Here is an 11101-nt window from a genome sequence, read left to right on the forward strand (position 1 = left end):
CATGCAGATGGAACTCGACGACCTCCGTTCCCGGGTGGAATACCTGCTGGCCGCCAACAGGGAATCCCAGGCGCTGGAATTGCTCAGGGACAACCTGTCCGAGCACCAGGGCAGCCCCGACTACTGGGCCCTGTACAGCGCCTGCCAGCTGAACACCCAGGACTACGCCGGTGCGATGTCCACCGCGCAGGCGGCCCTTGCCCTGGAACCCGAGCACCCTTCGGGGCTTGAGTTCCTTGCCATCTCGCTGAACTCCCTGAAGCGCCGCGCCGAGGCGCTGGATGCGATCATCAGGCTGGTCAACCTGCTGCCTGAGTATGCCCGCGGGCACTACTGGTATGCGATGATCCTGGTCGGCTCCATCCAGAGCAAGGACGAGCGGGTGCTTGCCCGGCAGGCCGCCGAACATGCGCTGAAGCTGGAACCCGAGAATCCGCTGTTCTTCCAGGGCGCCGCCATCGCCGCCGAAATTGCCGGGGACAACAGGGCGGCGCTGAACTACCTGCATGAGGGCCTGAAAATTGCCCCGCATGACGAGGGCCTGCTGCGGGCCGCCGGATCCATCGACAACGCAGAACGGATCACCGGGGAAAAATCTAAAGTACTGCGCGGCCTGCTCTCCAGCAACCCGATGAACGAGTCCCTGCATGAGGACTTTGCTGAAGCTTTCGTAGAGAAACAGGGGATCTACGCCCAACGGTTCTGGCTCTTTCTTCCCGCCCTGGCGATAGTCCCGAGCCTTGCCGGCGCAAGGGGAATCTCGCAGTCGCTTATGGGGCTGGCAGTGGTTCTCCTGAGCACCGGGCTGTTTGCCCTGTGGAATGTGCGCTCCTTCAAGCGCGCGGCGCACTCACTGCCTGCCGGCTATCTCAAGGACATCGGCGGCAGGCACCGCCTGCTGCGTCCGGCCTGGTACCTCTACGGCGCGAGCCTGGTCCTGGGAATCCTCGGTGCCGGGCTTGGATGCTTCGGCATCGCTGACGTGCTGGGAGCCGTGCTGCTGCTGTGCGCTGTGGCGGCCGCCCAGGCCGCGGCGGTGTTGGTGTATCGGGAAAAGGCGGGAGTTCCGCACGGCCAGAGGGATCCTGAGGCGGTGCGACGGCTTTGGCTGAAGCTCAGCGGAAGCTTTGCCGAAGGCTTCTGGAAGCGGCTGCTGTCCATGGTGGTGCTGCTGGTGTATTTTGCGCTGTGCGTTCCTGGGCAGAACAGGTTTGCCGCGGTGCCGCTGGGCGCTATCGCCATGGGAATGTTTGTCGTTGTCGGCGGATTGACCTGGGCGCTGTTCAAGCTGGGGCTGAGCAATAATGCCTTCGCCTACGGAATGGCCATCAGCACGTCGGCAAGGCGCCGCGGGTCGGCCCTGCTGCGTGGAAATATCTCGGGGCTCTACTACATCGGCATCCACCTGCTGCTGGGCACCATAGCGGCCGGGCTGTCACTGAGCGTGATGATCGGGGGAGCATCCCTTTTTGAGAGTTCGAAGCCTGCCGAGCCTGCCGACCAGCTCAATGAGAAAGAGCTGAATGACCTGCGCAACAACCTGCGCACCCATACTCCGGTGGCGCCGAGCTTCGAAGTGCCGGACTTCCCGACAATCCAGCCCGTGCCGCTGGACCAATAGGACGCGACGCCTCGATCGTATCGAGGCGCCGCGTCTTGGCTTCTAGCGGTTCAGCAGTTCTTCGACCCGGGCCATTGCGGCGGGGATCGGTTCAACGATCACGGCAGACGTGGTTTGCCTCAACCGCCGGGCGGTTTCGCTTAATGGCCCGCCAGCGATGATCACCGCCTGCGCGCCGGCCGCGACAGCAGCTTCCACGGCTTCACGCAGCTCGATTTCCTGGGCATCGGGATTCGATGCAAGCTCCAGCGGAGCACTGCGGGTCAGGAAAACTCCGGTGAAATTTTCCCCGCAGCCATAGTGGTGCACCAGGCCGCGCAGTGAATCCGCCAGCTCGTGGGTGGTGGTGGCCATGGCGAAGGGCCTGCCCCCGGCGCTTGCCTCAAGGATCGCCGCCTGCCCGATGCCCACCACGGGGATATCCAAGCTCGCTTCCAGCTCGTCGCGTCCGGGATCCCCGATGGCGGAGACGATGACCGCGTCCAGCGGACCTGCATCGACTCGTTGGGCTATGCACTGGATTACCGCATCCGCCGATTGCGCCAATGCGTCCGGCTCGATGATCATGCTCGGTCCGTAGTCCACGGTGGCCGCTTCGACGGTGATGCCCGATCTGCCGGCGCTGTGCTGCGCCAGTTGCGTCATCATTTCGGTCGTAGCGCTATTCGTGTTGGGATTGACCAGCACCACGGTCAGCGTACGGGAGTCAGTGTCCATAGATTGCATTGTCATCTTCCTGCAGTGGTTTTCCAAAAGTTTCAGGGACAAAACGGATGCTGATCGCAAGGACCACGAATAGTCCTGCCATGACGGAGAACATCGCCGCGATGCCTCCGGCATCGAAAACAGCACCTGCAATGAGCGGGAACAGCCCGCCGGACAGGGAACCGGCGGCAAGGATAATCGACGTGCCGAAGCCGCGCACGCGCGTTGGATACTGCTCCGGGGCGAACAGCCAGATGGTGGTATTCAGCACGATGATCGAGTAGTTGAAGACCACTCCGAAAATCAGCACGAAGATGATGTTGCTGCCCATGAAGGCGATGGCAAGGCCTGAACCGCAGCCCAAGACCGAAGCAAGAGTCAGCACGAGCTTGCGCGGGAAGCGGTTGGCCACGACCGAAGCGGTCAATGCGCCAAGCAGTGAGCCGGTCTGCATCAGCAGCGTGAACCACAGCGAGGTATTCACTGCGTAGCCAAGGGATACCAGAATCATCGGCATCAGGGTCAGCATTGAGATCTGGGCTGCATAGGACATGCCCACGGCGATAACCAGCATGATTGTGCGCGGCAGCAGCTTCTTGGTGAAGATCTGCTTCCAGGTTCCGCCGGCAGAACCTGTAGCAGCCTGGGTCTGTTCTGCACCGATAATGTACTGCTCATTGGCTGGGACCGCGCCTGCAAGCTTGCCGGTTGCCAGTCGATTGAGCACTTCATTGCACTTGTCGATTTGTCCGGTGGCGGCCAGATAGCGTGGAGTTTCTGGGACGTAGCGGCGGAACCACATGACCAGCAGGGCTGGCAGGAACAGCAGGCCAAAGAGCCAGCGCCACTTGTCCGGGCCGTCGAAAAGGGTGAAGACGAGGATGCCGAACGCAGGTGCGAGCATATTGCCCAGCCCAGCGGCGGTGACGTTGATCAGCCCTACTGCCGTGCCTCGGTGCTTAGCCGAGAAGAACTCGGCCATCATAATTACTGCCACTGCGATTTCGCCGCCCAGCCCGAAGCCGACGATGAAGCGGCCCGCGGCCAGCACCGCGTAAGACGGAGCAAAGGCGCAGATCAGCGAGCCGACAGCGAAGATGATCAAATTGACGGTGAGCATATTGCGCCGGCCGAATCGGTCGACGATCAAGCCCGTGGCGATGCGGCCTAACGCCGTCGCAGTAAAGGTCATGGTGTTCAGGAAGCCGATGCCCGAGGCGTCCAGGCCCCATGACTCGCGCAGGACCGGGCCGGTGATGCCCACCGCGTTTTGCTCCAGGGCATCGAAGAAGACGCCGAGCAGGATCATGAAGACTACCTGCTTGTGTGCACCCGTAACGCCAATGCGCTCATAGGTGGATTCGATCTGTTCGGCCAGCGGACGCAGTCCGGTCTGTTTGGCCGCCGTCTCCGGGGATGGGGATGACATGAGGGTGCTTCCTTCTCGAAGATGCGAGTAACCAATGGAGGAAAATTTCGTATCCCGGAAATAAACCTCCAAGATAATGTGAAATAGGCTACAAATCCCCTCTAGGGTTGTCAACGGGATCCCAAAGTGGCGAATTTTTGTAAAAGCGCAGGTCAAAGACTAGATATGTGTTGCTGAGACGCGATCTGGGCTTGGGCTTATATTGCATACCAAGCTTTGCTTGACTGGTGGCTGGTGATCTGAAATGCGCGATGGCCACCTGAAATGCCGTGCGCTCCAGGTGGCCATCGAGTATTGATTCGGTTGATTACGCGAGATCGTTGCGCACTACTGCGCCCTGGGCGATCACCACCTTGACCTCGGTGAGCGCCTTCGAGGTCTCCAGCGGGTTGCGCTCCAGCACCACCACGTCGGCGACGCCGCGCACTGCCAGCCGGCCCACGCCGTGCTTGGCTACGCCCAGCAGCTTGGCTGGGGCTGTGGTGATCGACTGCAATGCCTTCAGCTTGCTCAAGCCGGCCTCGGCCAGCGCGTTGGCCTCATCGCCGATTGGGGTGACATCGGTGCCGAAGGAGTCGGTGCCACCGATGACAGTCACGCCCAGCTCGTTGGCTGCGCGGGCCGCCTCGGCCAGAATTGGCCCGTATTCCCTGCCGCGTTCTGCGAGAACCGGGTTGCTCGAATCCTTCATGCCTGCGATGCCGAAGAGTGTCGGGGTGAAGTAGGTGCCCTGCTTTGCCATGCGCACCATGGTCTTCTCATCGAGGAATACGCCATGCTCAATGCTTCGAACCCCTGCCGCTACTGCTCCGGCGATGCCCTTGGCGCTGTAGCTGTGGCACAGCACCCCGGCGCCCTTGGCTGCATGGACCACGGCGGAGAGCTGCTCCTGGTTGTAGACCAGCTCCAGCGGGTCCTGCTCCGGAATGCCGGCGCGCGGGTTGGCGCGGGTCTTGATGACGGTTGCTCCGCGGGCAATGTTCACGCGGGTCAGGTGCGCAAGGTCCTTCGGGTCGGTGAGCTGGTTGCGCTTGGCTGCCAGCGGCGCCAAATCAGGGTCTGCCAGAATCGAGTCGCCCTGATCAGGGGAGACGAAGAGGCCTGCCGCATGCATGCGCGGGCTCAGGCCCGGAGCGTACTGCGGCACTCGGGCCAGGGCGATGTCCTGGTAGAAGCTGGAGGAACCGCTGCGCACGGTGGTGGCGCCGTGGCTGAGGATTAGCTTGGTGTCTTCGAAGGACTGGGCGTGGACGTGGGCATCGACCAGGCCTGGCAGCACGAACTTGCCATGGGCGTTGATTACGACGGCTTTCGAGCCGACCTCGCGCACAGCCTTGCGGGTCTCGTCCCGGGTTCCCATGGCCTTGACCTTGCCCTGGGCGAGCACCACGACTGCGTCCTCAATGACGCGGCCGGTTTCCGGATCGATAATGCTGCCGCCATCGATGATGATTGGCTGCACCTGGCTGCTGGTTCCGGGCTTGGCCAGCGGCAGTGCTGAAGGGGTTGCTGCTGGCGGGGCCGCTACTGCCGAGGCTGGGAGGAAGCTGGCCATGCCAAGACCGGCCAGCGCCGCTGCTCCTGCCAGAACATGGCGGCGCTCAAGCTGCTTCGCGGGGGTGGGGCCTACAATGTGATCGTGTTCGCACATGGGGGTTGCGCACCTTTCGATGATCGGATGATGTGCTCTAGGTTACCCGGTTCATCCCACAAAAGACACATATGGAATACCAAATATTTCAATGATTTTCATTGTTTTTTGCTGATACGCCTTTGGTTCAGGCGGTTTGGTTGATCAAATTGCGCTCGTGGGCTCCTGCTGGATACGTCGCGGAGACAGTGAGCTGGGCGCTGAACTGGGGACGGGGAGCCTTTCATCTTTTGGACCAGATGGCTTGAATCTTGGCACATGGCCCCATGGGGTTTAACATGAATTGCTACCGAATTCCGAGAGCAGTAAAACCCCAAAAACACGAGGTGGAAATCAGATGGCACAGATGAGTGAGGAACTCATTGAGCAGTGGGCCGATGCTACTGCAGAAATCTACAATGAGTCCCTGACCGGCATTAACCTGAGCCGCTTGCCCGACGCGGTGGAGCAGTACATTGATCTCTTTTCCCAGAGCGAAGATCTGACCTTCAACGCAGAGTCTTCGCCGACCGACTACTTTGAGCGCCATCCCTTCTCGGCTGTCACCGCAATTCTCAACAGCCCGGACGCGCTGGAAGTGCTGGACTCCGATGCACAGGATTCCTTGGATTCCATGGCGGACTTCACCGAGGCCTGGTACAACTTCGACCGCGAACAGGAACCGGAACTGGGTATTTCGGAAGCTGACGAAGACGAAGACTGGTAAACAGGGGTCGATTGGCTCCGCGGCCAGCGTGGATTGGGTTCTGTCCCTGTCCGCGCTGGCAATTTGTTTAATCGGTCTCTTGGCAAGCCGATTCCGTAGTGAGACGATGCTCGGTATGAGCCAATTCAGTGTTTTCGAAAGCACCGAGACCATCCATCTGCCGGTGCACCGCGTGTGGGAATTGCTGACCGATTGGAGTGCGGCCCCGCTGTGGATGCCGGGCGTTGAATCAATGCGTGCCGACGACCCGCAGCTGCGGGCAGGTACGAGCCTGGTGTATCGAATTGGCGGACATGAACGCCGTTATGAAGTTCATGAGCTGATTGAAAACAAGCTGCTGGTGCTGCACACCTCGCAAAATCCCGATGGGTTGTCCTATCGCTACGACCTGCTGGACGATGCAGGGCAGTGCAACGTCGTGCTTCAGGTTTCGATCATCAACCCTGATTTGAGTGTTGAGGAGTGCGAAGAGCTGGCCCAAGCAGTCAGTGCCGACGAGTCTGAGATTCTGGACAGGCTTAAAGCGTATGCGCAGCTGGCGCCCTAGGAAGTAGGGGACTGGGCGCCGTCGCTCGGCTCTTGATCGGTGGATTGGCCGGAGGTGGAAGTGCCAGCAGGATGTGGGCCTTCCATATAGGCCTTGCCTGCTTCAAAGTCGGCGTCATTGAACAGCTGCTGCACCGTGACCAGCTTGTAGCCGGCCTCGGTGAGCTTGGAAACAAGATCCGGCACGGCCTGAACCGAAGTTTCGTGGATGTCGTGCATGAGGATGATGGATCCCGGCTTGACCTCCTTCATAGCCGTCTCAACCGTCTTTTGCGCGTTGAGGTATTTCCAGTCCAGGGTGTCGACATCCCACAGCACAAGAGGGTAGGGGATCAGCCGGTCATAGACCACGCCGTGGCTGCCGTAGGGAGGGCGCAGCACGGTTGGCTTTTCCCCCGAGGCTTTTTCGATGGCCTGTTCGGTCCATTGGACTTCGTGCTCGATCTTTTCCTTGGTCAGCTTCGTGATGTCAGCGTGGTCCCACGTGTGGCTGCCCAGCTCGTGTCCCTCGGCAACCATGCGCTTAACAGCATCTGGGTATTTGGATACATTCTGTCCAACCATGAAGAATGTTGCCGGAGCATGCGCCTGGGCCAGCTCGTCGAGCAGCTTGTTGGTGAACTTGCCGGGCCCGTCGTCAAAGGTCAGCGCAACACATTTCTCCACCGTGCAGTCCGGGGCGCTCTGCGTGGTTTCGGCAGGTGCTGCGTCCCCTGCTGGGTCGGGAGTCGAAGACGAGCAGCCGGTTAATAGGGACAGGCCCACTGCGCAGGCGACGGCACCGGAAAGAATGGTGGACAAAGACCTCATTTCTCCACTTTCTCGCGACATTCAACCGCAGATGGAATTCGCCACGCAGGAATTAGGTGTCATTCGGATAACGGATGGCGAATGCACAGCATGCACCATCCGTTATCACGTGCTGGCTGAATCAATTTGGACCGGGCTATCCAGCGGATTGGCCAGCTCATCCTTGGCGAACTTGCCTGCCCACCATGCCAACAGCCCGAAGACCGGGGAGACGACGCCGGCGATGACAAAAATCGCCTGCAGGCTCATCACCTGGCTCAGCGGCCCGGCTACCGCCATGGAAACCGGCATCAAAGCCAGGGAGACGAAGAAATCCAGGCTTGAGATGCGGCCCAACAGATGTTTGGGAACCCGCCGCTGGAGCAGCGTGCCCCAAATGACCATGCCCACAGCGTCGGTGATGCCGAAAGCCAGCAGGATTGCGAAGAGCATCCATGCGGCATCCACATAGCCGACCAGCGCCAAAGGCAGCGTGCCGAAGCACCAGCAGGCGGTCATCAGGCTCAGGTAGCGCCGCGGAAACTTCGAAGATGCGATCAGCAGTGAACCGATGGCCGAGCCGGCGCCGAAGAATGCCAGCGCATAGCCAAACAGCTTGGCATCCCCGTGCAGCTGGTCGCTGACGATGAATGGCAGCAGCACCTCGAAGGGGCCGATGAAGGTGAAGACCGAGATGATGGAGAAGAGCAGCGTCCAACGCAGCCAGCTGGTGCGCATGGTGTATCCGATTCCTTCGCGCAGCTGGCGAACCACGCTCGGGCGGGCTTCGCCGCCTTCGGGCGCAGGAGCGTCGTACTCCTTGCTGGGGCGGATGAAGCGAAGAATGGCCAGCGCGGCCAAGTGGCAGGCGGCGATCGCGGTAATCGCGTGGGCGGGGGAAAGTGCCGCCACGACGAATCCGGCAAGCATCGGCCCCAGCGCGGTCTGCACTACCGGGCGGACCGTTCCCTCCATGCCATTGGCCGCCAGCAGCTGGTCGGCAGGAAGCATTCTGGGCAGCAACGCCGAGTAGGCGGGGTAGAAGAACGCTCCGCCGGCCCCTGCGAGGAAACCGGTGATCATCAGATGCCAAAGCTGCAGGGAGCCGGTGAGGGCCAAGGCTGCCGTCGTTGTCATGGCGATGAAGAACAGCGTCTCGACCAGAATGACGATCTTCCGGCTGGAATAGCGGTCTGCCAGGATGCCGCCGAGCAGCACGAACGCCAGCAGGCCGATGCTGTTGGCGGTGGCGACGACTGAAAGATCCATCGGACCGCCGCCGAGCCTGCGCACCTGGTACACCATGGCAACGGCCCACATGCCTGAAGCAAAGGTGGAGGTGATCATAGCGCTGACCAGCAGCGCGTAGTCGCGGTGTGCGAAAGGCTGGATAAGCCTGGTGACCGAAGAAGGCAGAACGCTCACGAATGCCCCCTGTTGTATCAGCCGTTGTAGTGTCCCAGAAGTAATCATGCACCGAGCGATTGGCGAAAGTCAATCACTAATTGTTCGAAGTGGGTGCGATTGCTCAGCGTCGGGTGGAAGCGGGTACTTTCGATAGTGGCGAGGTACCTTGTGCGCCGACGAAGCCAGGGCGCCACTGGTAGGCGAGCTCGGGTGCCGAGTAGGTGAAAAGAAGGCGGTAACAACTAGCAATTTTGGTCTACCAAATATTGCATAAATATTTATTTTTGATCACAGCGGAGCTTCTAGCGCTGAAAGTACAGGAGTTTTGAGGGTTGTACGCCGCGATTCTGCGAAAAAATGGAATACAAACACTTGATCATGTCGTGCGACACACCTACTCTTAAGTGACATAAATTACTGCCATTCATTTACTGAGCGGAGACGTGGAATGACTGCCACGACGAGTACCGTCACTTTCAAAAGGAGCCTAGGGCTAGGCGCGTTGGTGATCTATGGGATGACCTCGATGGGCCTGCTGTCCGTTGTCGCGGTCTATGGATCTGGGACAAAACTCAGCAACGGCCATTTGCCCGCCGCATACTTGGTGGCGATCATTGCGATGCTGTTCACTGCGCACAGCTACGGACGAATGGCGCGCTATGTTCCGGTAACGGGCTCGGCCTACGCCTACACCGCACGGGGCTTTGGTCCGTCGATTGGTTTCCTGACAGGCTGGGCCATGCTGTTGGACTATCTGTTCATGCCGATGGTGAACTTCATGCTCTGCGGGCTGTACGTGAACAGCCTGTTTGCCGGCATCCCCGTGTGGGCTGGCACGCTCGGCTGCATGGTGCTTGTTGCCATCTTCAGCGTAATCGGCGTCGCCTGGGTCGGGCGCATGAATGCTTTTGTCGCGGCCGCATCAATTCTTGTGGTCATCACGTTCGTGACACTCGCAGTGCTGAATGCACCTGCTGTCGATCTGCACACGGTCCTGCAACCGGCACTACCCTCCGACGCTGGCTTTGGACCGATTTTTGCAGCAGCGGCCGTGGTCGCATTTGCTTTCTTGGGCTTTGACGGCGTCTCTACTCTGGCCGAGGAAACGAAGGAGCCGCAAAAGAATATTCCGCGAGGAGTCATTCTTGCAACACTAGGCGCGGGGCTGTGCTACTTCTTGTTCTCCCTAGCCGGAAGCCTGATCATGCCTGACTGGACACAGATTCAGAACGTCGATGCAGCCGGCACCGAACTTATGCAGAAGGCCGGTGGAGACACCCTGATGGTGGTCTTCGTGGTGGTCAATGTCCTGGGACTCATCCTATGCGGAACCGCCGCCCAGATGAGCGTCAGCCGCGTGCTGTTCGCCATGGGGCGTGACGGGTTGATGCCCAAGGCGCTGGCAACACTGCACCCTCGATTCAAGACTCCGTATGTGGCCGCAGGGCTGGTGACGCTGCTGTGTATTACTGCGCTGTTCCTGACGCTGGACCAGGCAGTGTACATGATCAACTTCGGCGCGTTGATTGCCTTTGCCATGGTGAATCTTAGTGCCGTCAAGAGCCTGTATGTGGACAGGAAGCTTCGCGGCGGCATGGGAACCTTGCGGAACCTGGTCATGCCGTTGATTGGCTTTGCGTTTGTGGCCTGGCTCTGGACTCAGCTTTCGCTCTTAAGCTTTGCTTTGGGGCTGGCCTGGTTGGCAGTGGGCGTCATCGTTCTGGTGGTGCGCAAGCGCAGCGGCGCCCAGGTGCATCTGGCATTGGATGATGAACCTGCCCCGGCTGCCGAACAGCGTCTAGAAACTAGCCTGATCTAATCTTCGGAAAAGTACGCTTTGCCGAGTCGTCAAAAGATGAAACGGCAAAGCGTACTTCAGTTCAAGTAATTTGCTGGGTTCAGCGCGGTCGAGGCGGCGGTTGCCGGCCCCTCCGCGACTTTGCGCAATGAACTACTCGGTGTCGTGGTCGGTTTCCAGGATGACCGCCAGCTGGTGAAGCACGGCTTCGGCGCCTTCGCCCTCGGCCCGCAGCACCACGGTGGTCCCGTACTCGGCGCCGAGCCCCATCAGTGAAAGGATGCTGGAGGCATCCAGTGCGTCTTCGGCGCTCTCGCCTTCCAGCGCAATGGTCACCTCGACCGGCGCCTCGCCGGCTGCTTCGGCGAAGATGGCTGCCGGGCGGGCGTGAAGTCCGACGCGGCTGCCGATGATTGCTGTACGTTCTGCCATGACAGGCTCCTTCTTTT

At 60.2% G+C, this 11101-nt stretch carries 10 protein-coding genes; 4 read left to right on the forward strand and 6 right to left on the reverse strand.

The genetic code is table 11. The features are described 5' to 3' along the window. Position 1 precedes the first annotated feature (1 nt). Positions 2 to 1621: a tetratricopeptide repeat protein gene (locus tag AUR04nite_RS15000; RefSeq protein WP_141366578.1), complete on the forward strand. Its 1620-nt coding sequence runs from the start codon at positions 2 to 4 to the stop codon at positions 1619 to 1621. Between the two features lie 42 nt (positions 1622 to 1663). Here the strand turns inward: AUR04nite_RS15000 and AUR04nite_RS15005 are convergent, their stop codons facing one another. From AUR04nite_RS15005 to AUR04nite_RS15015, 3 genes are all read right to left on the reverse strand, one after another. Further along, complete coding sequence (locus tag AUR04nite_RS15005) at positions 1664 to 2338, reverse strand: aspartate/glutamate racemase family protein (protein ID WP_141366580.1); 675 nt, start codon at positions 2336 to 2338, stop codon at positions 1664 to 1666. Then, positions 2328 to 3755, reverse strand: a complete 1428-nt coding sequence (locus AUR04nite_RS15010) for an MFS transporter (protein WP_246055554.1) — start codon at positions 3753 to 3755, stop codon at positions 2328 to 2330. Before AUR04nite_RS15010 ends, AUR04nite_RS15005 begins: the two co-directional genes overlap by 11 nt. Before the next feature lie 307 nt (positions 3756 to 4062). Continuing rightward, positions 4063 to 5406 (reverse strand): amidohydrolase family protein, encoded by a 1344-nt coding sequence (locus AUR04nite_RS15015; protein WP_141366582.1) that lies wholly within the window; start codon positions 5404 to 5406, stop codon positions 4063 to 4065. Between the two features lie 337 nt (positions 5407 to 5743). On the opposite strand from AUR04nite_RS15015, the gene AUR04nite_RS15020 reads away from it, so the two are divergent. Further along, positions 5744 to 6112, forward strand: a complete 369-nt coding sequence (locus AUR04nite_RS15020; protein WP_141366584.1) for a hypothetical protein — start codon at positions 5744 to 5746, stop codon at positions 6110 to 6112. Positions 6113 to 6227: 115 nt separating this feature from the next. Continuing rightward, entirely contained in the window at positions 6228 to 6659 is a 432-nt protein-coding gene (locus AUR04nite_RS15025; protein WP_170184231.1) for an SRPBCC family protein, read from the forward strand. On the opposite strand, the gene AUR04nite_RS15030 is transcribed toward AUR04nite_RS15025, so the two are convergent. Together AUR04nite_RS15030 and AUR04nite_RS15035 are read right to left on the reverse strand one after the other, a co-directional pair. Continuing rightward, the gene (locus AUR04nite_RS15030) at positions 6656 to 7468 is read right to left on the reverse strand and encodes a polysaccharide deacetylase family protein (protein ID WP_170184232.1); all 813 of its coding nucleotides are present in this window, start codon (positions 7466 to 7468) and stop codon (positions 6656 to 6658) included. The genes AUR04nite_RS15025 and AUR04nite_RS15030 overlap by 4 nt on opposite strands. 105 nt (positions 7469 to 7573) lie before the next feature. Next, the gene (locus tag AUR04nite_RS15035) at positions 7574 to 8872 is read right to left on the reverse strand and encodes an MFS transporter (protein ID WP_141366590.1); all 1299 of its coding nucleotides are present in this window, start codon (positions 8870 to 8872) and stop codon (positions 7574 to 7576) included. Between the two features lie 487 nt (positions 8873 to 9359). Between AUR04nite_RS15035 and AUR04nite_RS15040 the strand changes: the two genes are divergently transcribed. Then, positions 9360 to 10673 carry an APC family permease gene (locus tag AUR04nite_RS15040; RefSeq protein ID WP_246055555.1) on the forward strand — a complete coding sequence of 438 codons (1314 nt, stop codon included), beginning with the start codon at positions 9360 to 9362 and terminating at the stop codon, positions 10671 to 10673. Positions 10674 to 10805: 132 nt separating this feature from the next. Here the strand turns inward: AUR04nite_RS15040 and AUR04nite_RS15045 are convergent, their stop codons facing one another. After that, positions 10806 to 11084, reverse strand: a complete 279-nt coding sequence (locus tag AUR04nite_RS15045) for an HPr family phosphocarrier protein (RefSeq protein WP_141366594.1) — start codon at positions 11082 to 11084, stop codon at positions 10806 to 10808. Positions 11085 to 11101: the final 17 nt, after the last annotated feature.

It is taken from the genome of Glutamicibacter uratoxydans (assembly GCF_006539925.1).
Taxonomy (GTDB): Bacteria; Actinomycetota; Actinomycetes; order Actinomycetales; family Micrococcaceae; genus Glutamicibacter; species Glutamicibacter uratoxydans.

Coding starts and splice junctions, on each gene's coding strand:
- AUR04nite_RS15000 (WP_141366578.1), top strand. CDS start 2: ATGCAGATGGAACTCGACGACCTCCGTTCCCGGGTGGAATACCTGCTG.
- AUR04nite_RS15005 (WP_141366580.1), bottom strand. CDS start 2,338: ATGGACACTGACTCCCGTACGCTGACCGTGGTGCTGGTCAATCCCAAC.
- AUR04nite_RS15010 (WP_246055554.1), bottom strand. CDS start 3,755: ATGTCATCCCCATCCCCGGAGACGGCGGCCAAACAGACCGGACTGCGT.
- AUR04nite_RS15015 (WP_141366582.1), bottom strand. CDS start 5,406: ATGTGCGAACACGATCACATTGTAGGCCCCACCCCCGCGAAGCAGCTT.
- AUR04nite_RS15020 (WP_141366584.1), top strand. CDS start 5,744: ATGGCACAGATGAGTGAGGAACTCATTGAGCAGTGGGCCGATGCTACT.
- AUR04nite_RS15025 (WP_170184231.1), top strand. CDS start 6,228: ATGAGCCAATTCAGTGTTTTCGAAAGCACCGAGACCATCCATCTGCCG.
- AUR04nite_RS15030 (WP_170184232.1), bottom strand. CDS start 7,468: ATGAGGTCTTTGTCCACCATTCTTTCCGGTGCCGTCGCCTGCGCAGTG.
- AUR04nite_RS15045 (WP_141366594.1), bottom strand. CDS start 11,084: ATGGCAGAACGTACAGCAATCATCGGCAGCCGCGTCGGACTTCACGCC.